Raw genomic sequence first — 26,418 nt, 5'->3', positions numbered from 1 at the left:
CGATCCCGTCATGGTTTGTGATCTTGTGAGCAAGAACGGCCCCTTGGCGGGTGCCGTGCGGCTCTGCAAAGCAGCGAGATGCGTGCGCTTCGCGGGCATTGCAGCGACGGGAGGTCTCACGGGGCGGCAGCCGGGCCGCCGGTCCGGAACCCGGAAAGGCGTCCGTGTCGTTGAACCCCGGCATAAGGAGGTGCGCATGGATTGGTCGGAGATGTTTTTTCAGGGCTGGAGCGGTCTGGTCCGGACACTCGTCGTCGGGACGCTGGCCTATGCGTTTCTCGTCGTGTCGTTGCGCGTGTCCGGCAAGCGGACGCTGGCCAAGCTCAACGCCTTCGATCTCGTCATCACGGTCGCGTTCGGTTCCTGCCTCGCCTCGATCCTGCTGAGCGAGAATGTCCCGTTGGCGGAGGGCGCGCTCGCGCTGGTGCTGCTCATTGCCCTGCAATACGGGGTGACGCTGGGCTCGGTGCATTCGAAGGCCTTCGCGCGGACGGTCCGGTCGGAACCGACGCTAGTGCTGCGCGGGGGCGAGATGCTGCCGAAGGCAATGCGGCAGGCCCGGATCACACCCGCGGAGCTGCGCACCGTGGCCCGGACCGGCGGACATGCCGAACTCGACGCGATCGACGCCATCGTACTTGAATCGGACGGCTCGTTCTCCGTCATCGCCGGAGCGGAGCGCGCCCCCGACCTGCCGGGCACGACGTAGCCCGCGCGCGACTTACGTTTTCTCGGTGGCGTCCCAGGCCGTGACGAGATCGGCGGCGCGGACGGCCACGTCCTCGGCCGAGGTCCCGGGCGCGTAGAGCGCCGAGCCGATGCCGAAGCCGGTGATGCCGGCGCGGCGCCAGACCTCGAAATCTCCCGCTCCGACGCCGCCGACGGCGTAGGTCGCAATCTCGGGCGGCAGGACGGCGGAGAGCGCCTTGATCCCGTCCGGACCGAGCAGCGAGGCGGGGAAGAACTTGAGCCCGTCCGCCCCGGCGCGGATCGCGGCGAAACACTCGGTTGCGGTGAAGACGCCGGGATAGGAAGCCATGCCGGCCTCCTTCGTCGCAGCGATGACCTCCGGATTGCAATCGGGCGACACGATCATCCGCGCGCCGAGATCCGCAAGCCTCTGGACCTGGTCAACCTTCAGCACGGTGCCGGCGCCGATCGTGGCGCGGTCGCTGCCGGCCGCGATCATCGCTGCAATGCTGTCGAAGGGATCGGGAGAGTTGAGCGGGACCTCGATCTTGGTGATGCCCGCGTCGATGAGCGCTTCGGCCACCGGGACGGCTTCGGGCGGCGTGATGCCCCGCAGGATGGCGATGATCTCTCGGCTCATGACGTGCCTCCCTTGAGTTCTGCATGCGCGGCGGCGAGACCGGCGAGCGTCAGGTCCTCGACCGCGAGGGGCGTCACCTCCGCGCCCTGCGCCTTCAGCGCCGCGGCATAGGCGGTCGCGAGCCCGCCCTCGCCGGCGAGCATGATCGGCTGGCCGAGCCAGTAGGGCCGCGCGCCGCCAAGCTCGAGCCCGATCAGCGTGCCCGAGAGCCGCGCGCGGGCGCTGGCGCCGGGAAGCTCGTGCAGGAGCGCCTCGGCGCGGAGGGAGAAGAGTGTTGCGGCGGTCATCGCGGGGTTCGAGATGGCCTCGGACACGGCGGCGTCGAAGGCCTTGTCGTCCCAGCCGTCCGCGAGGGTGTGGCGCAGGACCGACTGCCCGGCGATAAGCGCGTAGAGTTCGCCCGACATGAAGGTGCGGAAGCTCACCACCTCGCCCGCGCTGATCTGCACCCATTTGGTGTGCGTGCCGGGCAGGCAGATGACGCCGTCGAAGGACGGATGCGCGGCGAGGAAGCCCTTGATCTGCGTCTCCTCGCCCCGCATAACGTCCGCCGGGCGGTCCTGCCGGATGCCGGGCAGAATGCGGACGGTGATCCGGGGATCGGTGGTGGGGGCGCGCGTCGCCTCGGCGAGGCCCGGCGGGGCGCAGGGGGCCTTGCGGTAGGGTGCCTCGGCCCAGCCCTGCTGCGATCCGGCCATGCCGCAGACGATCACGGGGGTCTCGCGCATCGCGGGCAGCGCGTCGCCGACGAGGTCGAGGAGCGCGCCCTCGAAATCGGCGCGGGCGAGCGTGTTCATGCCGCGGTCCGAGGCGCGGCGGTCGATCACGCGGCCTGTGCCGTCCATGAGCCAGGCGCGCTGGTTCGAGGTGCCCCAGTCGACGGCGATCCAGTCGGGTTCGGTCATCGGCGGCTCCGGTCACGGTGCGTCATGCCTGTCCTTTCAAGTCTCGCGGCGCCGCGCAAGGTCGCGCCGGGCATCCTCACCGCTTCTTCTGCATCGCGTCGCGCAGGGCGTCGCCGAAGGCGCTGCCGCTCTCGGGGGCGGGCTTCGGGGCCCTGCCCTTGCCGCCGCCCGGGGTGCCGCGGGGCTGGTCGGGCTTGCCGCGTGCCGGCGGGGCCGAGGGACGCGCTCCGCCGTCCTGCTGTTTCTTCATCGACAGGCCGATGCGCTTGCGGGGAATGTCCACTTCGGTGACGCGGACGGTCACCACGTCGCCAGCCTTCACCACCTCGTGGGGGTCCTTCACGAAGCGGTCGGCGAGCTGGCTGACATGGATGAGCCCGTCCTGATGCACGCCGATGTCGACGAAGGCGCCGAAGGCCGCGACGTTGGTCACGGTCCCTTCGAGCCGCATGCCGGGCTTGAGATCCTTGATGTCCTCGACGCCGTCGGTGAAGGACGCGGTCTTGAAACCGGGGCGCGGGTCGCGGCCGGGCTTTTCGAGTTCCGACAGGATGTCGCGCACGGTCGGCAGGCCGAAGCGGTCGTCGACGAAATCCTCCGCGTTCAGGCCCTTGAGCGCGGCGCCGTCGCCCATGATGCCGCGGAGGTCGCGCCCGCAGGCCTTCACGATCCGGCGCGCGACGCCGTAGGCTTCGGGGTGCACGGACGAGGCGTCGAGCGGCTCGGCGCCGTCGCGGATGCGCAGGAAGCCGGCCGCCTGCTCGAAGGCCTTCGGGCCGAGGCCGGAGACCTCCTTGAGGCTCTTGCGCGAGCCGAAGGCGCCGGCGGCGTCGCGGTGGGCGACGATGGCTTCCGCAAGCCGCGGGCCGAGGCCCGAAACGTGGCTCAGGAGCGCGGCGGAGGCGGTGTTGAGATCGACGCCGACGGCGTTCACCGCGTCCTCGACCACGGCATCGAGCGCTTTCGCCAGCCGCCGCTGGTCGACGTCGTGCTGGTACTGGCCGACGCCGATGGATTGCGGCTCGATCTTCACGAGCTCCGCGAGAGGGTCCTGCAGGCGGCGGGCGATGGAGACGGCGCCGCGCAGGGAGACGTCGAGGTCGGGGAATTCGCGGGCGGCCAGCTCGGAGGCCGAATAGACCGAGGCGCCGGCTTCGGAGACGACGACCTTGATAGGGTGCGGCTGGCCGTCAGGGAGCAGGCGCAGGGTGTCGGCGACGAAGCGGTCGGTCTCGCGGCTCGCCGTGCCGTTGCCGATGGCGATGAGCTCGACGCCGTGGCGGCGCACGAGGTCGACGATCTTCGCCTCGGAGCCGCGGATGTCGCTGCGCGGCTTGAAGGGATAGATCGTCGCGGTCTCGACGACCTTGCCGGTGGCGTCGACGACCGCCGCCTTGACCCCGGTGCGCAGGCCGGGATCGAGCCCGAGCGTCGGTCTAGCGCCGGCTGGCGCGGCGAGAAGGAGATCGCGGAGGTTGCGGGCGAAGACCGAGATGGCCTCCTCGTGGGCGCGGGCGCGCAGCTCTCCGAGAAGGTCGATATACATCGAGAGGCTCAGCTTGACCCGCCACGCCCAGGCGGCGGCGTCGCGCAGCCAGCGGTCGCCCGGTCCGTCGCCGGGGATGCCGATCTCGGCGGCGATGATGCCGATGGCGCGGTCGGTGCCGGTCTCGGGCTCGGGCGCGATCTCGACGGTGACGATCTCTTCCTTGGAGGCGCGCAGGATCGCCAGCGCGCGGTGGGAGGCGATCTTCGACCAGGGCTCGCGGTGGTCGAAATAGTCGGAGAACTTTGCGCCCGCCTCTTCCTTACCGGGCACGACGCGGGCGGCGATCTGCGCCTCGGCGCGCATGAAGTCGCGCAGGCGGCCGAGGAGATGGGCGTTCTCGGCCAGCTCCTCGACGAGGATGTCGCGGGCGCCGGTCAGGGCCGCCTTGGTGTCGGCAACCGCCTCGATGACGTAGCCTTCGGCGAGCTTCTGCGGATCGGCGGTGCGGTTGTCCTGAATGCCGCGGAGGAGCGGCTCGAGCCCGTTCTCGCGGGCGATCATCGCCTTCGTCCGGCGCTTGGGCTTGAACGGCAGGTAGATGTCCTCGAGCGCTGCCTTGGTCTCGGCTGCCGCGATGGAGCGGGCGAGCGCGTCGGTCAGCTTGCCCTGCTCCTTGATGGAGCCGAGGATCGTCGCGCGCCGCGCCTCCATCTCGCGCAGATAGCCGAGGCGTTCGGAGAGGTTGCGCAGCTGGGTGTCGTCGAGCCCGCCGGTCGCCTCCTTGCGGTAGCGCGCGACGAAGGGGACGGTCGCGCCCTCGTCGAGCAGCTTGACCGCGGCCGCGACCTGCGCGGGCCGTGCGGCGATTTCGGTGCCGATGGTGCGGTGGATGCGGTCTTCGGCGTGGCTCAAGGCTGCGGCTCCTCAGGTCGTGGGAGCGCCTTGGTAGCCCGTGACCGCTGCGCCGCCAAGTGGTCGCCTGTGCGGCGCGACGTTTCCATTTGCTTTGCAGAGGCTCATTGGTTTTGAATTTGCGGGATGCCATCGTTTCGGTGGGGTCGAAGGACCGGAGGGGCCATGGCTTACGCGGCATTGGGCGAGGTTTTCGACGCTGTCATCGCCTTCATCGGCATCCTCGCCCCGGACGGCACGCTGATCGACGTCAACCAGCCCGGGCTCGACGTGTCGGGGCTGGTCAATGCCGACATCGCCGGCACGAAGCTCTGGGACGGGCCGTGGTTCCGCCACGATCCGGTCCTGCGCGAGCGCGTGCGTGCGGCCACGGGAGGCGCGGCGTCGGGAGAGACGCAACGCTTCGAGGCCGACATCCGCGTCGCGGGCGGCGATCCCATGACCATCGACCTGCAGATCTCGCCCCAGCGCGGCGCCCACGGCAGGATCGTCGCGCTCGTCGCCTCGGCCACGGACGTCACCGACCGGCGCAGGGCGGAGCTGGAGCTCGCACAGGCGCACGAGACCTTCATCACCGTGGTGCGCAGCTGCCCGTTCGGGATCGTCGTGCTCGATGCCGATCTGACGCTCCGCTTCATGAGCGACGGCGCGAAGCTCGCCTTCGACGATCCGCTGGAGAAGATGATCGGCACGGATTACGCGGCGATCATGCGCGAGGCCTGGCCCGCGGAGATGGCCGAGGAGATCATCGGGCGGTTCCGCCACACGCTCGAGACCGGGGAGAGCTTCCGCAGCGACGACACGACCGGCCTGCGCCGGGATCGCGGCGCGGTCGAATCCTACGACTGGCGGCTCGAGCGGATCTTCCTGCCGGACCGGCGCTTCGGGGTGGTCTGCCACTTCTACGACCTCTCCGAGCGGACCGAATACGAGTCGGTGGTGCGCGAGAGCGAGGCGCTCTTCCGCAGCACCTTCGAGAACGCCGCCGTCGGCATGGCGCATGTGGCGCCGGACGGCACCTGGCTGCGGGTCAACCAGTGCCTCTGCGACCTGCTCGGATATTCCAAGGCCGAGCTTCTGGGATTGCGGTTCCAGGACGTGACGCATCCCGAGGACCTCGAGGCGGATGTCGGGATGCTTCAGGAGGTCATCGAGGGCAAGCGCGACGCCTACGAGATGGACAAGCGCTACATCGCGCGGAACGGCGATCTGGTCTGGGTGACGCTGACGGTGAGCTGCATCCGCCGGGACGACGGCAGTGTCGAATATTTCATCTCGGCGGTCAGGGACATCACCCGCCAGAAGGCGGCGGAAGAGCAGCGCGACCTGCTGGTGCACGAGCTGAACCACCGGGTGAAGAACATCCTCGCCTCGATCCAGTCGGTCGCCTCGCATACGCGGCGCAATTCGGGCGGGCTCGAGGACTTCTTCAAGCGTTTCGACGGGCGGCTGAGGGCGATCTCGCGCGCGCATGATAGCATCTTCGACGACACCGCCGGATCGGCCAGCCTGCGGGAGATCCTCGAAGGGCAGTTCGCCATCTATTATGCCGAAGGGAGCCGCGCCTACACGCTCGACGGGCCGAATTTGGGGCTCGACGCGGCGCTGGCGAGCAAGCTCGGCGTCGTCTTCCACGAGATGATCACCAACGCGATGAAATACGGCGCGCTGTCGCACGAGGGCGGACACATCGCGATCGAATGGAGCGTGCGGCGGCGGGAGGGCGGTCGCGAGATCGCGCTCGCCTGGACCGAGACCGGCGGTCCGGCCGCGGCGCAGCCGACGACCTTCGGCTTCGGCTCCACCCTCATCGACATGATGGTGGTGCAGAGCCTCGGCGGCACGCTCGAACGGACCTTTTCGGAGACGGGACTCGTTGTGGCGATGACAGTAAGGCTCTGAGTCCATGCCACCTTCTACCGGGGTCCTCGTCGTCGAAGACGAGCCGATCATTGCCCTCGACATGTCCTGCGAGCTCAGGCTCGCCGGCTGGGGCGTCGTCGGTCCGGCGCTGTCGCTCGACCATGCGCGCCGGCTGCTTCTGAACGAAGGCTTCCGGGTGGCGCTTCTCGACGTGAACGTCGGCGACGAGACCTCGTTCGACTTCGCGCGCGCCTGCCGTTCGGAAGGGATCGCGGTGATCTTCATGACGGGATATTCGCGCGCGATCCTGCCCGAGGATCTCGCGGACAGCGTGCTCCTGCGCAAACCGGTGCAGATGTCGGAGCTGCGGGCCGCGCTCGCCGGCTGATCCGGGCGGAGGCGCCAGCTTGCCGATCGGGCCGCGAGGCACTAGGCGCATGGCCGATCGAAGCACCGGCCAGAAGGACATCCAGAGATGAGCACCGGGACCGCACATTGGGGCTCGCGCCTGACCTTCGTCCTCGCTGCGGCGGGGTCGGCGGTCGGCCTCGGCAACATCTGGAAGTTCCCCTACATGGTCGGCGAGGGCGGCGGCGCGGCCTTCGTGCTCGTCTACCTCGCCTGCATCGTGCTGATCGGCATGCCGGTGCTGGTGGCCGAATGGCTGATCGGGCGGCGCGGCCAGAAGAACCCCGTCGACACGATGCGCGATCTCTCGGCGGCGAACGGGCGGAGCGGCGCCTGGGTGCTGCTCGGCGCGAGCGCGGTGATCGTCGGCGCGGTGATCCTGTCGTTCTACAGCGTCGTCGGCGGCTGGTCGCTCTACTACACGGTGGAGGCCGCGACGGGCGCGTTCGCGGGACTGGATGGCTCGGGTGTCGAGGCGCTCTTCGAGGGCATGCTGGCGAGCCCGCTGACGCTGCTCCTGTGGCATTCGGCCTTCATGGGCGCGACCATCGCCATCGTCGCGCGGGGCGTCACCGGCGGGCTCGAGGCGGCGGTGCGGCTGCTGATGCCGGCGCTTGCGGTGCTGATCGCGGTGCTCGTCCTCTACGGCACGACCACCGGGCATTTTGGCGAGACTCTCTCATACATGTTCGCGGTGGATTTCGGGCGCATCGACGGCGGGCTGGTCATCGCGGCGATGGGTCAGGCCTTCTTCACGCTTTCGGTCGGGGCGGGCGTGATGATGGCCTACGGCGCCTATCTCGGGCGCGAGACGAGCCTTCTGTCGGCGGCCTGGACGGTGGTGATCCTTGACACCGTAATCGCGCTCTCGGCGGGGCTCGTGATCTTTCCCATCGTCTTCGCCAACGGGCTCGAGACCAGCGCGGGGCCGGGCCTCATCTTCGTGACGCTGCCGATCGCCTTCGCGCAGATGGCCGTCGGCTCTGTGGTCGGCTTCGTCTTCTTCTTGCTGCTCGCCTTCGCCGCGCTGACATCGGCGATCTCGCTGCTGGAACCTGCGGTCGCCTTCACCGAGCAGCGCTCGCGCCTCGGGCGGATCGGCTCGACGCTCGTGATCGGCGGGCTCTGCTGGGCGCTCGGGATCGCCGCGCTTCTGTCGTTCAACCTCTGGAGCGCGCCCTTGCCGCTGGTCGGACTCGGGCTCTTCGATGCGCTCGACGGGCTGACGAGCAAGATCATGCTGCCGCTCAACGGCTTCTTCGCGGTGCTTTTCGTGGGCTGGTTCCTGAACCGGCGGGGCGTGCTCGAGGAGCTGGGGCTCTCAGGCCTGCGGGCGAAGGTCTGGCTGGCGCTCTCCTGCGTGGTGGCGCCGCTCGGCGTTGTCGCGGTGTTCCTCGCCGAGATGCTCTAGGCGCCGCTGCGCGCCCGGGCCGCGGACACGACCGCCGCGCGGACCGCCTCGGGCTGCTCGGCGAGCGCTTCGGCGAGGCAGCGCAGATCGCGGCGGGCAGCGTGCAGGCGGTCGAGCAGCGTGAGGATCACCGGCAGCGCGTCCTCGGGCAGCTCCATCTCCTGCCGCAGATCGCAGAGGAGGCGCGCGCGGGCGACGTCCACCTCGTCGAAGACCGGGCCCGCGGGGCCGGTGACCGGGCGCACCCAGCCCTCGGACACGAAGAGGCGCAGCTCGTGCAGGGTCAGGCGCTCGATCCGCGCGACCACGGTCTCCTCGTCGAGGTTCATGTCGCCCTCCGCATCTGCTTGCGCGGATCGAAGCCCGCGTGCTCCTTCCATGTGCGGGCAAGCTCCTCGAGTTCGGGGCTCACCTTCTCGGGCAGCACGATCTTCAGCCGCACATTCTGGTCGCCCGTGCCGCTTCGCGCGGCGATGCCCTTGCCCTTGAGGCGGAGCCGCCGTCCCGAGGAGACGCCCTTGGGGATGGTCATCGTGACGAGGCCAGAGATCGTCGGCACGTCGATGCGCGCGCCGAGCACCGCCTCGTCGACGGTGATCGGCAGCTCGACCTCGATGTCGTTGCCCTCGCGGGTGAAGACGGGGTGCGGGCGGACGCCGACCGTGACGAGCGCATCGCCCGCCTCACCGCCACCCTGCCCCGGCGCGCCCTTGCCGCGCAGCCGCAGGGTCTGGCCGTCCTTGAGCCCAGCGGGGATCGCAAGCTCGATCCGGTTGCCGTCGGGCATGGTCAGCACACGTTTCGCGCCGCGGGCGGCCTCGAGGAACTCGACGTCGACGTTGTAGCGCAGGTCCGCGCCGCGCATCGCACCGCCCCGCCGGAAGCCGCGCCCGAAGAGGTCTGAGAAGATATCGGACATGTCCTCGTACCCCTGGGCGCCGCGCGGATCGTAGCGGCGGCCGGCATCCTGGCTGGCGTATTGGTGATAGAATTTCGGCTCGGCGCGCTCCTGCCCGCTGGCGTCGATCTCGCCCGCGTCGAAGCGGCGGCGCTTCTCGGGATCTCCGAGAATGTCGTAGGCGGCGGCGACGTCCTGGAACTGCGCCTGCTTGCCCGCGTCGCCGGGATTGAGGTCGGGATGCAGGGTCTTGGCGAGCTTCCGGTAGGCCTTCTTGATCTCGTCCTGGCTCGCGGTCTTCTCCACCCCGAGCGTCTTGTAGGGATCGTGCGGCATCGTCAGGCCTTTGCCTCGGCGGAGGCCCAGTCGACGATCGCCGCCGCCTGCATGACGCCCGCCTGCCGCCGGATCTCGCGGCCGCCGCGGAAGGCAACCAGAAGCGGGATGCCGCGGATATTGTAGAGCCGTCCGGCGTCGGGATGCGCCTCGGTGTCGAGCTTGGCAAAGCGGGCGCGGCCGCGCATCTGCTCCGCCGCCTTGGCGAATTCGGGGGCCATCATCCGGCAGGGCCCGCACCATGCGGCCCAGAAATCGACGACGAGGGGAAGCTCGTCCATGCGCGCGGCCTTCCTGAGGATGTCGAGCGAGACCTCGGCGGGCTTTGCGGGCAGGAGCGGCGCGCCGCAGGTGCCACATTTCGGCGACGCGCCGAGACGGTCCTCGGGGATGCGGTTGCCCTGGCCGCAGGCGAGGCAGGCGAGTTTGACGGGCATCGGACGGGCCTTTCGCGGAATCTCTGACACGATCCATAGCGCGGCTTCGGGGCGCACGTCTTGCGCTGAATCAAGCGGCGTGCGGATCAGCCGGCGATCCCGCCGAGAAAGGCGCCGACGGCGTAGGCGACGGAGGCGGCGGCGCTGCCGATGCCGAGGGTTTCGAGCCCCGAGCCCCACCAGCTCCGCAGGGTCCAGCGGCTCTTGAGCGCGCCGATCAGGGCGAAGGCGAGCGCGGTCGCCGCCACCGAGACGAGAAAGGGCTGCGCGACGCCGATCACGAAAGGCAACAGCGGCACGGAGCCTGCCGCGACGAAGGCGGCGAAGGTGACCAGCGCGGCGGAGCGGGCGCGCGGCGGCGAGAGGCTCTTGCCGTATTCGTCGGTCAGCATGAGGTCGATCCAGGCCTCGCGCCGCGCGCCGATCTGACTCACGGCGTCCTCGAGCACCGATCCGGCGAGGCCCTTGGCGGCGAGGATCTGGCGCAGTTCCTCGCGCTCGCCCTCGGGCACCGTGTCGATGTGCCGGCCCTCGACATCGCGCAGGCGCGAGACCTCCTCGGCCTCGGCGCGGTTGGCGGCGTAATTGCCGAGGGCCATCGACACGCCGTCGGCGAGGAGGTTGGCGAGCCCGAGGATCAGCACGACCGAGGTCGGCAGCTCCGCCCCCTGCACGCCCGCGACGATGGCGAAGGTGGTGACCGAGCCGTCGATGGCGCCGTAGACCGCATCGCCGAGATGGCCGGGCCGCCGCGCCTCCGCGAGCCGCGTGGCCACTTCGGCCGGGGCGTGGCCGTGTTCGGGGGTGTTCGCATGGGTGGCGGGGGGCGTCATTCCGGGGTCCCTTATGTGCCGCCGATCCGAGGGCACCGGTGTCGCCTGGTCCTCGGCGGTCGCGCCGCTGGCGGCTCATGGTGGTCGACCCGGGTGCGGCGCGCCTTGATACCGGTCAAGACGCGCCCATCGGCTCGGCAGGGGCGTTTCGGCGTCAGGCGAAGCTGCGGTCGAGTACGTGGTCGGCCGCCCCTGCGGGGAGCGCGCCGGAGATGCGGCCGCGCTCCCCGCCGAGGCGGGTGCGGACATAGGCCGACGCGGCCTCGCCGTCACCCTCGCGAAGGAGGACCGAGGCGGCGAGCAGCGTGGCGGAGCGTTCGACGAACCAGCGCGCCTCGGCCTCGGGAACGTCCCGGCCCCAGCGCGCGGCGTGGTCCTGCATGGCGGCGTCGTAGGCGGGATCGATCCCCCTTGCGGCGGTGAGGTCCGCCTGCAGCGCCTCGCGGGCGAGCGGCTCCTTGGCGAGGGTGCGGAGCGCGTCGAGGCAGATGACGTTGCCCGAGCCCTCCCAGATGCCGTTGAGCGGCGCCTCGCGGTAGAGCATCGGCATCGCGGTGTCGTCGACATAGCCCATGCCGCCGAGCACCTCCATCGCCTCGACCACGACGCCGGGGCAGAGCTTGTTCGAGAGGAACTTCGCCAGCGCGACGGCGATCCGGGCGAAGGCGCGCGCCTCCTCGCTGCCATCGTCGAAGCTGCGGGCGACGCGCAGGCCGAGCGTCAGCGATCCGAGCCAGTCGAGGGTGAGATCGGCGAGCACGCTGCGCATGAGCGGCTGGTCGACGAGGCGGCGCTGGAAGGCGGTGCGATGCTCCGCCCAGTGATGGGCCTCGCGGAGCGCTGCGCGCATGAGGCCCGCGGGTGCCATCGCGGTGTCGAGCCGGGTGTGGTGCACCATCTCGACGATGGTGCGCACGCCGCGCCCCTCCTCGCCGATCCGGTGCGCGAGGGCCTCCGCGTATTCGATCTCGGCCGAGGCGTTGGAGCGGTTGCCGAGCTTGTCCTTGAGGCGCTGGAGTCGGAAGCCGTTGCGCCCGCCCTCGAGCCAGCGCGGCACGAGGAAGCAGGTGAGGCCGGCCTCTGTCTGCGCGAGCGTGAGAAAGCCGTCCGACATGGGCGCGGAGCAGAACCACTTGTGGCCGGTGAGGCGCCAGTCCTCGCCGTCGCGCGTCGCGGTCGTGGCGTTGGCACGGACGTCCGAGCCGCCCTGCTTTTCGGTCATCGCCATGCCGAGCGTCGCGCCGCGCTTGTCGGCGAGCGGCCGCACGGCGGGATCGTAGTCGCGGGAGACGAGCTTGTCGGCCCAGCCGTCCGCTCCGTTGGCGCGGAGGACCGGCACGGCGGCGTAGGTCATGGTCAGCGGGCAGCAATGGCCGGGCTCGATCTGGCTTGCGAGGTAGACCATCGCGGCATGGGTGAGATGGCCGCCGGGGGCCTCCTCCCACGCGACGGAGTGGTAACCGGCGGCGGCGGAGGTGGTCATCATCCGGTGGTAGGCGGGATGGAAGGTCACCTCGTCGAGGCGCCGGCCGCCCGCGTCGAAGAGCTTCAGCTCGGGACCGGAGCGGTTGGCGGTGCGCGCCGCCTCGCGCATCTCCTCTGTGCCCATGGTGGCGCCGTAGGCGGCCAGAACCTCGGCCTGCCCGGCCCCGGCAGCGACGATCGCGCGGAGCTTGGGATCGTCGCCCCAGAGGTCGCAATCCCCCGGAGCGGCGGGCTGGTTGGTCACCTCGTGCGTGCCAAGGCGCGCGGTGGGTTCGGGTCGGGTCATGGGGCCTCCTCCATGACGGCCAGTCTACCCGTGCCGCGCCGCGCCACCAAACGCCGCCCGACGTGACGGCGCGTCAGACCGGCTGCGCCGTCGCCGTGGGCTGTCCCCGCGTTTCGCGCTTTTCCCGCAGCATCAGCATGGCGGGCGTCACCACCAGCGTCAGGACGGTCGCGACGACGAGCCCGCCCGCGATCGCGCTTGAGAGCTCGGTCCAGTATTGCGTCGAGGGCGCGCCGTAGACGATCTCGCGGCCGAAGAAGTCGATGTTGAGCCCGATCACCATTGGCAGGAGGCCGTGCGCTGTCGTGACCGAGGTCAGCACCACGGGCCGGAGGCGCTGCGCGCCCGTCCGAAGCGCGGCCTCGAGCGGCGAGGACCCGGTCCGGCGAAGGTCGTTGTAGGTGTCGATCAGGACGATGTTGTTGTTCACGACGATGCCCGCGAGGGCGATCACGCCGACACCCCCCATGACGATGCCGAAGGGCCGGCCCGTCACGATGAGGCCAAGGAGCACGCCCGCGACCGAGAAGATGATGGCGCTCATGACGACGAGGGCCTGGAAGAAGCTGTTGAACTGCAGCACGAGGATCATGAACATCAGAACGATGGCCGAGATGAAGGCGCCGGCGAGGAAGATCATCGATTCCTGCTGGTCCTCGGCCTCGCCCGCGAATTCGTAATCCGCGCTTTCGGGCAGGTCCGCGGCGGCGAGGGCGCCGCGCAGCTCCGAGATCTGGTCGGCCACGAGAAGCCCCGGCGCGACGTTGGCCTCGATGGTGGTGACGCGCCGCTCGTCGATGCGGCGGATGACGCCGACGCGCTCGACCGGCTCGAAAGTCACGAAGTTCGAGATCGGCACGAGGCCGGAACTCGTCGGCACCCGCAGGTTGCCGAGCTCCGAGAGCGAGCGCTCGTCGCTCGGGAAGCGCACGCGCACGTCGAGCTCGCCGTCGGCATCGGAGGGCCGGTAGTCGGTAACCGTGATGCCTTGCGTCAAAAGCTGGATCGCCTGACCGAGGAGGCTCACGTCGGCGCCGAATCGTGCGGCCTCCTCCCGATCGACGTTGATGGCGAGCTCGACGCCCGGCAGCGGCCGCGTGTCGGTGACGTCGGTGAAGCCGCCGACCTGCTCCATCTCGGCGAGCACGGCCTCGGTGGCGGCGGCCTGCGCCTCGGGATCGCCCGCCGAGACGCGCAGGTTGATCGGCTTGCCGCTGTTCGGCCCGCCGCTCTCGGTCTCGACCTGGATGTCGATACCGGCGATGTCGGTCATGTCCTGCCGGATGCCGGCGGCGATCTCGGCGGCGGGCGGACGCGTCTCCCAGTCGGCGAGATCGAGCTGGATGGTGCCGATCACGTCCTCGTCGGTCTGGCCGCCGCTCATCATCGAGCGGGCATAGACGCTGGACACGCCCTCGATGCCGAGGAGCCGCTGCTCGACCTCGCGGACGAGGTCGTCGCGCTCGTAGATCGAGAGGTTGTCGCGGGCCCGGACCTGCACCTGCATGAACTCGGGCTCGACGGACGGGAAGAAGGAGACGCCGCGGCCGAACTCGGCATAGGCCGCGAAGCCGCCGAGAAGGAGCGCGAGGGCGAAGACCACCGTCGCCCAGGGCCGCAGGATCGCGCGTTCGAGGAGGCGCACATAGGCGCCCGTCGCCCCGGGGATCTGGCGCGGATCGCCGTGCTCGGCGCCGTGCAGCGTGCGCTTCGAGGCCGCGGTCTGCGGCTGCGCGCGGCCGATCACGCCGCCGACGACGGGGATGAAGATCAGCGCCATGAAGAGCGAGGCGGTGAGCGTGAGCATCACCGTGATCGGCAGGTACTTCATGAACTCGCCGATGATCCCGGTCCAGAAGAGCAGCGGGAAGAACACCGAAAGCGTTGTCGCGGTCGAGGCGATGATCGGCCAGGCCATGCGCTTCGCCGCGGTCGCGTAGGCGTTGCGCGGCGTGTCGCCCTCGTAGAGGCGCCGGTCGGCGAGCTCGACCGTCACGATGGCGCCGTCGACGAGCATGCCGACGACGAGGATGAGGCCGAAGAGCACGACGATGTTCATGGTGAAGCCCATCGCCCAGATCGCCGTGACCCCGGCGAGGAAGGCGCCGGGGATGGCGAGGCCGACGAGCACCGCCGAGCGGAGGCCGAGCGCGAAGACGATGACGATCATCACCAGCATGACCGCGGCGATGACGTTGGATTCGAGGTCCGAGAGCAGCGTCTCGACCTGTTCGGACTGGTCCTGCAGGTAGGTGACGCGCACGCTGTCGGGCCAGTCCTGCCGGAGCGTCTCGATCGCGTCCTTGGTGGCGGCGACGGTGTCGATGATGTTCGCGCCCGAGCGCTTGGTGACCTCGAGCGCAAGCGCGGGCTGGCCGTCGATGCGGGCGAAGCTCGTCGGATCCTCGAAGGCGCGGCGGACGGTGGCGACGTCACCGAAGGTCACGACGGTGTCGCCCTCGACCTTCACCGGCATCGACATCACGTCGCCGATGTCCTGGATGAGGCCCGGCACCTTGAGCACGATGCGCCCGCCGCCGGTCTCGATCGCGCCCGCGGCGATGAGCTGGTTGTTGCGCTGGAGCTGGTTGATCAGCGTGTCGAAGCTGAGATTGTAGGTCTGGAAGACCGTCGGATCGATCAGCACCTCGAGGAATTCCTCGCGCGCGCCGCCGATATCGACCTCGAGCACGCCGGGCAGCGCCTCGACCTCGTCCTGCGTGGTCTCGGCGATGTCGTTGAGCGTGCGCTCGGGCACCGGGCCCGACAGGACCGCCGTGATGATCGGGAAGAGCGCGGTGTTGATCTCGGTGACGTTGAGGTCGGTCGCGTCCTCCGGCAGATCGCCTTCGACGGCGTCGGCGGCCTCGCGGACCTTGTCCAGAGCCTCGTCGATGTCCCCGCCCGCGGCGAATTCGAGCTGCACCGAGGCGAAGCCCTCGGTCGCCTCGCTCGACATCTGCTCGAGCCCCTCGATGGCGCCGAACTCGGCTTCCATCGGCTCGAGCAGGAGGCGCTCGGCGTCGCTCGGACTGATCCCGTCGACCGAGGTCGAGACGTAGACGAGCGGCAGCGGAACCTCGGGATTCGCCTCCTTGGGGATGGCGCGGTAGGACAGCGCGCCGACTGTCAGCACCATCAGCAGGACGATGACGACGACCCGGCTGCGCGAGAAGGCGGCGTCGATGAGGGTGTTCATCGGCCCGCCTCGGCGGTCTCTGCCCCGCCCTGCCCTTCGGCGCTGGCGGCGTCCTGCGCGCGCACCGGCTCGCCCGCGCGGACGAAGCCCTGCCCCACGGTGATGATCTCGGCCTGATCCGGAAGGCCGGTGGCCCAGACGCCGTTGATCTCGGTTTTCACGATCTCGACCGGGTGGAAGGCGACTGTGCCGTCCTCGACCGTCTTCACGCCGATCTCGCCCTCGGGCGACAGCGAGACGATCGACGGCTGTACGAAGTGCGCCTGGGTGTCGCCGGTCGGGATCGTGACCTCGGCCGAGACGCCGGCGGGGATCTCGCCGTCGGCGTTCTCGACCTCGATCTCGGCGAGGAAGGTGCGCGTCTCGGAGGCCGCGGCAGAGCCGACGAAGCTGACGGTGCCCTCGCGGGTCTGGCCGGTGATGAAGCGCACCTGGGCCGTCTGCCCGGCCTCGATCCGGTTCAGCGATTGCTGCGGCACCTGGATCGCCACGGTGAGCGGGTCGGTGTCGACGATCCGCGCGACCTCGTCGCCCGCGGCGACGTATTCGCCCTCGTTGATCTCGAGCTGTTCGACCCTTCCGTCGAAGGGCGCGACGATGGTGAGATCGCGCAGGGCCTGCTCGGCGCTCGCGACCTGCGCCTCGGCGGCGGCGAGCGCGGCGCGCGCCTCGGCCACGCGGTCGGCGGTGGCGATGCCGCGGTCGAGGAGCTGGCTCGCGTTGTCGAATTCGCGCTGGGCGCGCGCGCTCCTCCTGCGCCTGGGCGAGAGCGGCGTCCGCCTCGGCCGAGGAGAGCCGCGCGAGCGTCTCGCCGCGGGTCACCGAGACGCCCTTGCGGACGGGCAGCGCCTCGACCGTGCCCGACGCCTCGGCGCGCACGGTCGTGTCCCGCTCGGGCAGCGCCTGGCCTTCGGCGCCGAAGGTCAGCGTCACGGGTTCGGCAGTCGATTGCCGCACGAGCACGGCGGGGGGCGCGGCCTCGGTCGCTTCGGCCGCTTCGGGCGCGGGGTCCTCGGCGGGCAGCACGAAGCCGCTCGCCATCCAGCCGATGACCACCACGAGGATCACGAGCGCGATCCAGAACGAACGGGACGCACCGCGATCCGTGTCGAAGGACAGCGGTGATCCCGCCGACGTTTCGCCAGTTTCTTTAGACATCTCGCCCCGTTCCGTCCGTGTGTCGTGCCTGCGCGCCGTGCTCTGGCCGCCCGCAGTGACGTACTTATACGCGCGTGACTATCAAGTCCGTCGTCATCACGAGGCGAGAGGGTCGTGACCCCGGCTCCCCACCCGGGGCGGCGCGGGGTGGCCATCGCATCCCGAACCCTGTTCATATGGCGCTACCTCCGGGCGGCATGGGAGCCTCGCGTCATGGAAGAGACCACCAGCGACTGGATCGACCGCTTCGACGGGCTGCGTCGGCTCCCCGGCGACATCCGCCGCGATCTGATCGCCGGCAGCCAGGTGGTGGAGGTGCCGGAAGGAACGCAGATCTTCGCGCCGGGGCAATCAGCAGACAACCTGCTCCTGCTGCTCGAGGGGACCGTCCGCGTGCAGCAGAAGTCGGAGACCGGGCGCGAGGTCTTTCTCTACCGGGTGCATGCCGGGGAAAGCTGCGTTCTGACCACCGCCTGCATGCTGGCCTTCGAGGATTACGCCGCCGACGGCATCGCCGAGACCGACGTGCGCGCCGTCGCCATCCCGCGCGCGACCTTCGATGCGATGGTGGCGCGGTCGCCGATCTTCCGGCGCTTTGTCTTCACCGCCTATTCGCGGCGGATCACCGATCTCTTCACCCTGATCGACGACATCGTGTTCCAGCGTATGGACGTCCGGCTGGCCGCGCGGCTGCTGGAGCTCGCCGACGCGGCGGGCGTCGTGCACGCGACCCATGCGCATCTCGCCAGCGAGCTTGGCACCGCCCGCGAGGTCATCAGCCGCACGCTGTCGGAGTTCCACCGCCGCGGCTGGATCGAGCAGGCGCGCGGCGAGGTGCGGCTTAGCGGCCGCGAGGGCCTCGAACGGCTCGCCCGTTCGGCCGGAGAGCGCTGAGTCCCGCCTGCGCCAGATCAAGGCGCACGCGTCCGGCGTCCCTAGACTGGACGGGCCGGATCCGCTCCGGCGCCATTTTTTTTTGCGTCGGCCTCCAGCGCTCTGTGACGAAGTCACCGTCCGTCCGGGGGGGCGACGTGCGAGAACGGCTCATCACCGGGTCCTTTGGAGGAAAGTCATGACTCGCAACATGGGAACTCTCGATCGCGTCGGGCGCCTCGCGCTCGCCGCCATCCTGCTCTGGATCGCCTTCGGCACGGCATTCGCCGCCGCGGGCGCGCTGCACTGGATCGCCATTGCCGTGGCCCTGGTCCTTGGCCTCACGGCGCTTGTCGGCAATTGTCCCGCCTATGGCCTTCTCGGCATCCGGACGTGCAAGCTCTCGTGACGGAGCGGAGACCGTCCGGGGAGACGGCGTCGCCTACGCGATGACGCCGTGCGCCGGAATCCGCCACGTGACGACGCTGCGCCGGGACCCCGGCGCAGCGATGAATTCAAAGACCACAAGATGCCCCGAATGACCTCTTCCCTCCGCCGCTACCTGCCGATCCTCGACTGGGGCCGAAGCTACGATTCCGCGGCGCTGACGAGCGATCTCGTCGCGGCGGTGATCGTGACGATCATGCTGATCCCGCAATCGCTGGCCTATGCCCTTCTGGCGGGCCTGCCGCCCGAGGCGGGCATCTATGCCTCGATCGCGCCGATCCTGCTCTACGCGATCTTCGGCACGTCGCGCGCGCTGGCCGTCGGGCCCGTCGCCGTCGTCTCGCTGCTGACCGCCTCGGCCATCGGAGAGGTCGCGGAGCAGGGCACGGCAGGCTACGCCGTCGCGGCCTTGACGCTCGCGGGCCTCTCGGGGGCGTTCTTGCTGGCGCTCGGGGTGTTCCGGCTCGGCTTTCTGGCCAATTTCCTGAGCCACCCGGTGATCGCCGGGTTCATCACCGCCTCGGGCATCCTGATCGCGACCTCGCAGGTGAAGCACCTTCTCGGGATCGAGGCGGGCGGGCACACGCTGATCGAGATGGTGCATGGGATTCTGAGCCATCTCGGTGAGATCAGCTGGATCACTGTCGCCATCGGCGGCGGCGCCACCGCATTCCTCTTCTGGGTGCGCAAGGGTCTGAAGCCGCTGTTGCTGCGCATGGGGGCCTCGCCGCTCCTCGCCGATATCGGCGCCAAGGCCGGCCCGGTGGCGGCGGTCGTCGTCACCACGCTTGTCGTATGGCTGCTGGATCTGGGCGCGGCGGGCGTCGCGATCGTCGGTGAGGTGCCGCAATCGCTGCCGCCGCTCACGATGCCGGGCCTCTCGCCCGAGCACCTCCGGCAACTCGCCCTGCCCGCGGTGCTGATCTCGATCATCGGTTTCGTCGAATCCATCTCGGTTGCGCAAACCCTTGCCGCCAAGAAGCGCCAGCGCATCGATCCCGATCAGGAGCTGATCGGCCTCGGCGCCGCCAATCTCGGCGCGGCCTTCACCGGGGGCTACCCGGTGACGGGAGGATTCTCGCGCTCGGTGGTGAACTTCGATGCCGGCGCCGAGACCCCGGCCGCGGGCGCCTTCACCGCCGCCGGGCTTGCCATCGCCGCGGTCGCGCTCACCCCGCTCGTCTACTACCTGCCCAACGCGACGCTGGCCGCGACCATCGTCGTCGCGGTCCTGAGCCTCGTCGATTTCGGCATACTCAAGCGCACCTGGACCTATTCGCGGGGCGATTTCGCCGCCGTGGCCGCGACAATCCTGCTGACGCTGGCGCTGGGCGTCGAGATCGGCGTCGCCTCCGGCGTGGTGCTGTCGATCGCGCTGCACCTCTTCAAGACGTCGCGGCCGCATGTGGCCGAGGTCGGCCTCGTCCCCGGCACGCATCACTTCCGCAACATCAACCGCCACGACGTGACGACCGACCCCTCGGTGGTGACCCTGCGCATCGACGAGAGCCTCTATTTCGTGAACGCGCGCTTTCTCGAGGACCTGATCCTCGCCCGCGCCGCCGAGACCGAGGAGCTGCGCCACGTGGTGCTGATGTGCTCGGCGGTGAACGAGATCGACTTCTCGGCGCTCGAGAGCCTCGAGGAGACCAATAGGCGTCTCGGCGACATGGGGATCGAGCTGCACCTGTCGGAGGTGAAGGGGCCGGTCATGGACCGTCTCAAGACATGCCATTTCCTGCAGGACCTCACCGGCCGGGTGTTCCTGTCGCAATACGATGCGTGGAGGGCCCTGGCCCGGGCCGAAGCGGAGCGCGGCGCTGCAGCGGAGTGAGAGATGGTGGGTCGTGACGGATTCGAACCGCCGACATTCTCGGTGTAAACGAGACGCTCTACCAGCTGAGCTAACGACCCTCCGGGCAGGCCTCGTGTAATGCGGCACCCGGCGTGCTTCAAGAGGGATCGCGCCCGCCGGCTGCGGCGGGCGCGGGTGACGTCAGGGCCCGTAGACGAGGCCCGGGAGCCAGATGATGATCTCGGGGAAGACCATGCAGAGGACGAGGCCCAGGATCTGAAGGGCGAGGAAGGGCAGCGCCGCCTTGAAGATGTCGCCCATCGGGATCTCGGGCGGTGCGACGCCGCGGAGGTAGAAGAGCGCGTAGCCGAAGGGCGGCGACAGGAAGCTCATCTGCATGTTCACGAGATAGAGCACGCCGAACCACAGCACGAGGTCGTTGGGATCGCTGAGGCCGAAAGCGGCGGCGCCGAGCCCCTTCACGATCGGCACGAAGATCGGAACGCACAGGAGCAGAATGCCGACCCAGTCGAGGAACATCCCGAGCACCACGAGCAGGATCTGCATGAGGATGAGGATGCCCCAGGGCCCGAGGCCCGTCGCGGCGAGCGCGTCATTGACGAATTGCTGCCCGCCCTCGAGCACGTAGAGGCCGACGAAGATCGTCGCGCCGAACATGATCCAGATCACCATGGCCGACGCCTTGAGCGTCGTCAGACACGCCTCGCGGATCGTCTGCCAGTCGAGCTTGCGGTGGATCGCCGCGACGATGAAGGCGCCGAAGGTCCCGATGCCCGCCGCTTCGACCGGCGTCGCGACGCCCGAGAAGATCACGCCGAGCACGACGATGATGAGCACGATGGGCGCCGCCATCTTCGAGAGCAGCTGGATCTTCTCGGCGGTCGAGATGCGCTCGGCATGCGGGATCGGGGGTCCGAGCTTGGGGTTGATGTAGCTCAGGCCCACCACGTAGAGGATGTACATCCCCGACAGGAGCAGTCCCGGGAACACCGCGCCGATGAAGAGCTCGCCCACCGATTGCTCGGCCACCACCGCGTAGATGATGGCGAGGATCGACGGCGGGATCAGGATGCCGAGCGTGCCGCCCGCCATGATCGAGCCCATGGCGATCTTGGGATCGTAATCGCGCGCCAGCATCGCCGGCAGCGCGATGATCCCCATCGTCACGACCGCCGCGCCGATCACGCCGACCATCGCGGCGAGCACCGTCGAGGCGAGGATCGTCGCCGCCGCGAGGCCGCCCTTAAGGCCCCCCAGCACCTTGTAGATCACGTCGAACATGTCGTTGATGATGCCCGCCCTCTCGAGCATCGCCGCCATGAAGATGAAGAGCGGGATCGCCGACAGCTGGTAGTTGGTCATCAGCGGGAAGATGCGGCTCGGCACGATGTTGAGCGCCTGCGCGTCACCCAGGATGAAGAGGAACACGCAGGCGAGGCCGCCGGTGACGAAGGCCAGCGGCAGGCCCATCATCAGGAGCGCCAGCAGCGAGCCGAACATGATCAGGGTGAGCCACCCGATTTCGATCTCGAGACCCATGACTTACGCCTCCCGGATCGCGGTGATGTCCTTGAGGAGCTTCGAGATCCCCTGCAGGACGAGGAGCAGTCCGCCGATCACCATGACCCATTTCATGGGCCAGAGCGGCACCTCCCATTCGTTGAAGCTGAGCTCGCCCCAGCGCACGTTCGGATCGGTCCATTGCGACCAGTCCCATCTCGCCAGCATCTCGGTCGTGGGGATCGCGCCCCGCGCCCATTGGCTGAGGAGCCCGTTGCCCGTCGGCACCGCAAGCGCGTCCATGGCGAAGATCCACGACGTCACCAGCAGCGTGCCCGCGAAGATGAAGAAGAACACCGAGGTCAGAAGATCGACCCAGGCCTGCCGCTCGCGGCTCCAGGTGGCGTAGAAGATGTCGACGCGGACATGCTGCTCGGTCAGCATCGCGTAGGCGCCGGCGATGAGGTACTGCATCCCGAACATCAGGTACATCGCCTCGTGCGCCCAGTTGGAGGGCGCGTTGAAGACGTAGCGCGAGATCACCTCGAAATAGTAGACGAAGACCGCGATCACCGCCCAGTAGGCGACGAATTCGCCGCAGAGGAGCGACAGCCGGTCGATCCGGTTGGTGGCCCAGGCCGCGTCGGGCTTGGTCTCGGTCACGCCGGCCTCCGCGAGGGCGCGCTCCGCGGCGCTCTCTTCCTCCGGAGTGATGGTGCGGTTGGCGCGCTTCACGAGCCGCTTCATCAGCACCGCGTCGAGCGCCATCATGACGAGCAGCACGTAGAAGGCCCATTTGCCGGTATTGCTCCAACGCAGCCGGTCCGCACGCGCGGCCTCGAGCGGGACCTGCATCTCGTCCAGCGTTGCGCGGGCCTCGTCCACGCGCTGCTCGCCGCGCTGGATCGTGGTCTCGGCGCGGTCGAGCCGGCGCTGCGCCGATTTCTGGGCGAAGCTGCCCTCCTCGGCCTCCGCCAGGTCCTGCCGGTAGCGCGCGATCTCGGCCTGCGCCTCCGCGACCCGCGGCTCCTCGCGCGCGAGGCTGCTCTCGGCGACGCGCACCCGGTTGGCGAGGTCCGACACTTCGGTGCGCGCCTCCTGCCCCTGCCCGTTGGCGAAGAGGATCACGAGGAAGACGGGGATGAAGACGAAGCCCCAGAGATTGCGCAGGTAGAAGCGGTGCAGCCCGAGCATGCCCCCGGTCACGAGGATCATGTAGCCGAGCGCCATGGAATACCGCTTGTCCTCCACCTTGGGGCGGCGGGCGAGCGTCATGGCGATGAGCGGAAAGACGATCAGCCCCACCCAGTAAAGCCAGTGCGGCAGCGTGTAACTTATGTCGGGCATGGTGTCCCCGTCCCTTGGCCCCGTCTGCGGGGCGATCTTTCTTGACGCGTCGCGCGCGGCGGCGTGCCCCCGCCGGACACGCCGAGTGACATGCGGGCCGGGCGACGATCGCGCCCGGCGCCAGGGGGATCAGATCTTGAGCTCGAGCCCTTCGGTCAGGGCCGGATCGACATAGCCGAGCGAGCCCGACTGCATGTAGTCGAGCTGGATCTTGAAGACGCGCGCCGCGTTCGGATCGCGGTTGGCGTAATCGAACCAGATCGGCACGGCGACCTCGGTCATGAGGTCCACGTCGTCCTGCGTGAGGCGCGTGACCTCGGTGCCGTCCGCCTCGAACTTGGCCCAGGCTTCCTGGTCGGCGGCCTGGATCGCGGCGTAGTGCATGTCGGAATAGACATGCGTCTCCATCTCGACGAACTGCTTCATCTTGGGGCTGAGATTGTCCCAGGCGGCTTGGCCCACGGTGATGTCCATGATGTCGACCGGCTGGTAGAGCGACATGAAGCCCGGAGGGCCCATGACGATGTAATCGGTCACCTGGCTGAAGCCGAGCGCGTAGTTCACCGCCGGGCCCACGTAGTCGGCCACGTCGATCGTGCCCTTCTCGAGCGCCGGGAAGATCTCGGAGCCCGGCAGGACGGTGGTCTCGGCGCCGATCTCGGAGAAGACGTCCGCGACCATGCCGCCCGGCAGGCGCATCTTGCGGCCCGCAAAGTCATCGATCGAGCGGATCGGCACCTTGGAGTGGATGATGTTGGCGTCGTGGTGCACCGGGCCGACGAAATACATGCCCTGCGCGGCGTAGAGCTCGCGCGCGATGTCGAGACCGCCGAGGCCGTAATAGAAGGTGTCGAATTCGGAAGGCTGGCGCAGGCCGAGCGGGATCGAGGTGAGGAACGTCGCGGCCGGAATGATGCCCTGCGCGTAGATGGTGAACGGGTTCACCGCGTCGAGCACGCCGTTCTTGACCGCGTCGAAGAGCTGGAAGTCTCCCACGACGTCATTGGCGCCGAAGGCCTGGAAGCTGAGCTCTCCGTCCGTCTTCTCCTGGATCGAGGCGCACCAGTCCTTGAAGATCTGCAGGCCCGCGCCGCCGGGCCACGAGGTCTGGATCTTCCAGGTTGTTCCGTTCGCCTGCGCGCCGGCGATATGGGGTGCCGCGAGCGTGGCCGCACCGGCTCCGGCCAGGGTGCGCAGCGCGCCCCGGCGATTGGTCGTCCGTGTCATGATCGTCCTCCCTTGGGTCCATTTTTTGTTTGTTGACCGGGGGCATGGCGGTCTCCCCTCCGCCAGGCGCCCCCGCCTTATCGAACGCAAAGGGCGACGTTGCGTCAACCCCGTTGCGGTAGCATGCGGCGCCGACCCTTCCGGGATCACCCTACCGCGCGCGCGGCATGAAGCAAGTGCGGGGTTGCGCCAGCGCAAACCTCGCCGGTGAACTGCCGAGCCGACACCGCCGGGGCGCACGGCTTCGATGTAAAAAACTTTCACATGAGATCTTGAAGGGCGACTTTACGATCCCGATCTAAGGCATGTGAAAGACATTCACATCAGTCAAACGCCAACACCGGAGATCGACATGACCACCGCCACCCCGTCCACGCTGCCTGCGACCGCCGGCTGGTTCGCCCGCGCGGAAGCCTGGCTCGACGACAAGGGCAAGGTTGCCTGGCTCGCCGCCATGGTTCTGGGCTTCGTGTTCTTCTGGCCCGTGGGCCTCGCCCTTCTGTTCTACATGATCTGGAGCAAACGCATGATGTCCTGCCGCAAGTCCCGCACCGCCCGGATGCCCCAGGGCTTCCGCACCATGAGATCCTCAGGCAACGCCGCCTTCGACGCCTACAAGGCCGAGACGCTGCGCCGGCTCGAGGAAGAGCAGGACGGGTTCGAGGCGTTCCTCAAGCGTCTGCGCGATGCCCGCGACAAGGCGGAATTCGACCAGTTCATGGAAGAGCGCTCGCGCCGCGCCGGCCCCCCGGCCACGGATGCCGAGACATCCTCCTGACGCAAGCGACACAACGGGCCGCGCCAGCCGCGGCCCCTGCCCGTTTTTTCCCTGCCGCCCGCTGACACGGAGCCTTGAGACATGTATGCGACCCGGATGATCGACCACGGCCATCTGCCCGACCCCGTCACCCAGCCCGAATTCTACGACGGCGTCGTCGCGAAGCGCGCGATGGCCTGGGTGATCGACGTGATCCTCGTTGCGCTCTTCGTCGTGCCGGTGGTGATCCTGACCGCTTTCCTCGCGCTCTTCGTGCTGCCGGTGGTGATGCTGGTCGTGGGATTCCTCTACCGCTGGATCACCATCGCGAACGGCTCCGCCACCTGGGGCATGCGCATGATGGCGATAGAGCTGCGCGACGCCTATGGCCGTCCGCTCGATCCCGCGCAGGCCTTCTTCCACACGCTCGGCTACGCGCTCTCGATGACGACGGCGATCGTGCAACTCGGCTCGGCCGGCCTCATGTGCGTGACCGAACGCGGCCAGGGTCTGACAGACCTCGCGCTCGGCACCGTGATGATCAACCGCCGCGCCTGATCCCCCCGCGCCGCCGCAGACGTCAGGAATGCGGCGGCTTCACGGCTCTTTGGGGACTTGGCGACGCGCGCCGGCGTTGTTACGTTTTCTTTAACCGCAAACCTGAGTCCTGATGCGCCATTCTCTTCCGCTCGCGCCGCAATTCTACGTGACGGCTCCGCAGCCCTGCCCGTACCTTCCGGGCCGGATGGAGCGGAAGCTGTTCACCGCATTGCAGGGCGACCAGGCACAGCGGCTGAACGATTCTCTCTCGCAGCAGGGCTTCCGGCGCTCGCAGAACGTGCTCTACCGGCCGTCCTGCTCGGATTGCGCGGCGTGCCTCTCGGCGCGGATCTCGGTCGCCGATTTCGAGCCGTCGAAGAGCCAGCGCCGCACAATCAGGCGCAACGCCCATCTCGAGCGCCGGGCGACGAGCCCCTGGGCGACCGAGGACCAGTATGCGCTCTTCCGCCGCTATCTCGACCACCGCCACGCCGATGGCGGCATGGCCGACATGGATGTCTTCGAATTCGCCGCGATGATCGAGGAGACCCCGATCCGCTCCCGCGTCGTCGAATATCTCGACCGCGCGCAGGGCGATCTGACCGCGGTCTGCCTCACCGATGTGCTCGATGACGGGCTCTCCATGGTCTATTCCTTCTACGAGCCGGACCTGCCGCGGCAATCGCTCGGCACCTGGATGATCCTCGACCATGTCGACATCGCCCGCGAGGCGGGGCTGCCGTATGTCTATCTCGGCTACTGGGTGCCGGGCTCGCCCAAGATGGGCTACAAGGCGAACTTCACAGGGCTCGAGATCTTCCGCGGCGGGCAATGGGTTCGCAAGACCCCGCGCGACGATTACTCGGCCGAGATGCACCCGCTCTCGACCGACCCGATCGCCGAGCAGGTCGCGAACATCTCGCTCCCCGACACCCGCGGCTGAGACCACGTCCCGACGCGC

24 protein-coding genes and 1 tRNA gene are annotated in these 26,418 nt (G+C 69.0%); 11 read left to right on the top strand and 14 right to left on the bottom strand.

The features are described 5' to 3' along the window. Positions 1-196: 196 nt before the first annotated feature. Positions 197-709, top strand: a complete 513-nt coding sequence (locus OCH239_RS05690; RefSeq protein ID WP_037259783.1) for a DUF421 domain-containing protein — start codon at positions 197-199, stop codon at positions 707-709. A 12-nt stretch (positions 710-721) separates the two neighbouring features. Here OCH239_RS05690 and OCH239_RS05685 read toward each other — a convergent pair whose 3' ends face one another. The 3 genes from OCH239_RS05685 to OCH239_RS05675 form a co-directional block, all read right to left on the bottom strand. Next, positions 722-1,330, bottom strand: a complete 609-nt coding sequence (locus tag OCH239_RS05685) for a 2-dehydro-3-deoxy-6-phosphogalactonate aldolase (RefSeq protein ID WP_037259781.1) — start codon at positions 1,328-1,330, stop codon at positions 722-724. Further along, on the bottom strand, positions 1,327-2,235 hold the full coding sequence (locus tag OCH239_RS05680) for a 2-dehydro-3-deoxygalactonokinase (protein ID WP_037259779.1): 909 nt from the start codon (positions 2,233-2,235) through the stop codon (positions 1,327-1,329). The genes OCH239_RS05685 and OCH239_RS05680 overlap by 4 nt, the downstream gene beginning before the upstream one ends. Positions 2,236-2,311: 76 nt before the next feature. Beyond that, entirely contained in the window at positions 2,312-4,636 is a 2,325-nt protein-coding gene (locus OCH239_RS05675) for a Tex family protein (protein WP_037259778.1), read from the bottom strand. A gap of 165 nt (positions 4,637-4,801) precedes the next feature. On the opposite strand from OCH239_RS05675, the gene OCH239_RS05670 reads away from it, so the two are divergent. The 3 genes from OCH239_RS05670 (at position 4,802) to OCH239_RS05660 (ending at position 8,318) form a co-directional block, all read left to right on the top strand. Beyond that, positions 4,802-6,538, top strand: coding sequence for a PAS domain S-box protein (locus OCH239_RS05670; RefSeq protein ID WP_037259777.1), 1,737 nt, complete (start codon positions 4,802-4,804; stop codon positions 6,536-6,538). Between the two features lie 4 nt (positions 6,539-6,542). Then, a complete protein-coding gene (locus tag OCH239_RS05665) occupies positions 6,543-6,887 on the top strand; it encodes a response regulator (protein ID WP_037259776.1) in 345 nt (114 codons plus the stop codon). 87 nt (positions 6,888-6,974) lie between these two features. After that, on the top strand, positions 6,975-8,318 hold the full coding sequence (locus tag OCH239_RS05660) for a sodium-dependent transporter (protein ID WP_037259775.1): 1,344 nt from the start codon (positions 6,975-6,977) through the stop codon (positions 8,316-8,318). Here OCH239_RS05660 and OCH239_RS05655 read toward each other — a convergent pair. From OCH239_RS05655 to OCH239_RS23500, 7 genes are all read right to left on the bottom strand, one after another. Further along, entirely contained in the window at positions 8,315-8,647 is a 333-nt protein-coding gene (locus tag OCH239_RS05655) for a chaperone modulator CbpM (protein ID WP_037259774.1), read from the bottom strand. The two genes, OCH239_RS05660 and OCH239_RS05655, sit on opposite strands and share 4 nt — an antisense overlap. Next, complete coding sequence (locus OCH239_RS05650) at positions 8,644-9,552, bottom strand: DnaJ C-terminal domain-containing protein (RefSeq protein WP_037259771.1); 909 nt, start codon at positions 9,550-9,552, stop codon at positions 8,644-8,646. Before OCH239_RS05650 ends, OCH239_RS05655 begins: the two co-directional genes overlap by 4 nt. Before the next feature lie 2 nt (positions 9,553-9,554). Next, on the bottom strand, positions 9,555-9,989 hold the full coding sequence (locus OCH239_RS05645) for a thioredoxin domain-containing protein (protein ID WP_037259769.1): 435 nt from the start codon (positions 9,987-9,989) through the stop codon (positions 9,555-9,557). A gap of 86 nt (positions 9,990-10,075) precedes the next feature. After that, positions 10,076-10,822, bottom strand: coding sequence for a VIT1/CCC1 transporter family protein (locus tag OCH239_RS05640; protein WP_037259766.1), 747 nt, complete (start codon positions 10,820-10,822; stop codon positions 10,076-10,078). 154 nt (positions 10,823-10,976) lie between these two features. After that, positions 10,977-12,593, bottom strand: a complete 1,617-nt coding sequence (locus tag OCH239_RS05635; RefSeq protein ID WP_037259765.1) for an acyl-CoA dehydrogenase family protein — start codon at positions 12,591-12,593, stop codon at positions 10,977-10,979. Between the two features lie 73 nt (positions 12,594-12,666). Next, positions 12,667-15,792 carry an efflux RND transporter permease subunit gene (locus OCH239_RS05630; protein ID WP_037259763.1) on the bottom strand — a complete coding sequence of 1,042 codons (3,126 nt, stop codon included), beginning with the start codon at positions 15,790-15,792 and terminating at the stop codon, positions 12,667-12,669. Further along, a complete protein-coding gene (locus tag OCH239_RS23500) occupies positions 15,789-16,487 on the bottom strand; it encodes an efflux RND transporter periplasmic adaptor subunit (RefSeq protein WP_244430314.1) in 699 nt (232 codons plus the stop codon). The genes OCH239_RS05630 and OCH239_RS23500 overlap by 4 nt, the downstream gene beginning before the upstream one ends. Before the next feature lie 25 nt (positions 16,488-16,512). Between OCH239_RS23500 and OCH239_RS23995 the strand changes: the two genes are divergently transcribed. From OCH239_RS23995 to OCH239_RS05610, 4 genes are all read left to right on the top strand, one after another. Next, a complete protein-coding gene (locus OCH239_RS23995; protein ID WP_482822332.1) occupies positions 16,513-16,917 on the top strand; it encodes a hypothetical protein in 405 nt (134 codons plus the stop codon). A 246-nt stretch (positions 16,918-17,163) separates the two neighbouring features. Further along, positions 17,164-17,844, top strand: a complete 681-nt coding sequence (locus OCH239_RS05620) for a Crp/Fnr family transcriptional regulator (RefSeq protein WP_037259761.1) — start codon at positions 17,164-17,166, stop codon at positions 17,842-17,844. A gap of 178 nt (positions 17,845-18,022) precedes the next feature. Continuing rightward, positions 18,023-18,232 carry a YgaP family membrane protein gene (locus tag OCH239_RS05615; protein WP_037259759.1) on the top strand — a complete coding sequence of 70 codons (210 nt, stop codon included), beginning with the start codon at positions 18,023-18,025 and terminating at the stop codon, positions 18,230-18,232. A gap of 129 nt (positions 18,233-18,361) precedes the next feature. Next, on the top strand, positions 18,362-20,104 hold the full coding sequence (locus OCH239_RS05610; protein WP_037259757.1) for a SulP family inorganic anion transporter: 1,743 nt from the start codon (positions 18,362-18,364) through the stop codon (positions 20,102-20,104). A gap of 4 nt (positions 20,105-20,108) precedes the next feature. Here the strand turns inward: OCH239_RS05610 and OCH239_RS05605 are convergent. From OCH239_RS05605 to dctP, 4 genes are all read right to left on the bottom strand, one after another. Further along, positions 20,109-20,184, bottom strand: a tRNA-Val gene (locus OCH239_RS05605). An 82-nt stretch (positions 20,185-20,266) separates the two neighbouring features. Further along, on the bottom strand, positions 20,267-21,625 hold the full coding sequence (locus tag OCH239_RS05600) for a TRAP transporter large permease (protein ID WP_037259755.1): 1,359 nt from the start codon (positions 21,623-21,625) through the stop codon (positions 20,267-20,269). A gap of 3 nt (positions 21,626-21,628) precedes the next feature. Beyond that, a complete protein-coding gene (locus OCH239_RS05595) occupies positions 21,629-22,933 on the bottom strand; it encodes a TRAP transporter small permease subunit (RefSeq protein ID WP_037259753.1) in 1,305 nt (434 codons plus the stop codon). Between the two features lie 129 nt (positions 22,934-23,062). Further along, positions 23,063-24,160, bottom strand: a complete 1,098-nt coding sequence (gene dctP / locus OCH239_RS05590) for a TRAP transporter substrate-binding protein DctP (protein ID WP_037259751.1) — start codon at positions 24,158-24,160, stop codon at positions 23,063-23,065. Positions 24,161-24,512: 352 nt separating this feature from the next. Between dctP and OCH239_RS05585 the strand changes: the two genes are divergently transcribed. The 3 genes from OCH239_RS05585 to OCH239_RS05575 all read left to right on the top strand — a co-directional run bounded on the left by OCH239_RS05585 (position 24,513) and on the right by OCH239_RS05575 (position 26,400). After that, a complete protein-coding gene (locus OCH239_RS05585; protein WP_037259749.1) occupies positions 24,513-24,938 on the top strand; it encodes a DUF2852 domain-containing protein in 426 nt (141 codons plus the stop codon). Between the two features lie 81 nt (positions 24,939-25,019). Next, positions 25,020-25,475, top strand: coding sequence for an RDD family protein (locus tag OCH239_RS05580; protein WP_037259748.1), 456 nt, complete (start codon positions 25,020-25,022; stop codon positions 25,473-25,475). 112 nt (positions 25,476-25,587) lie between these two features. Further along, positions 25,588-26,400 (top strand): arginyltransferase, encoded by an 813-nt coding sequence (locus OCH239_RS05575; RefSeq protein ID WP_037259746.1) that lies wholly within the window; start codon positions 25,588-25,590, stop codon positions 26,398-26,400. The last annotated feature ends 18 nt before the right edge of the window (positions 26,401-26,418 follow it).

This window comes from Roseivivax halodurans JCM 10272, from assembly GCF_000521785.1.
In the GTDB taxonomy this organism is placed as follows: Bacteria; Pseudomonadota; Alphaproteobacteria; order Rhodobacterales; family Rhodobacteraceae; genus Roseivivax; species Roseivivax halodurans.
Note: the sequence above shows the minus strand (reverse complement) of the source record. Positions and strands in the feature narration are given on the sequence as shown.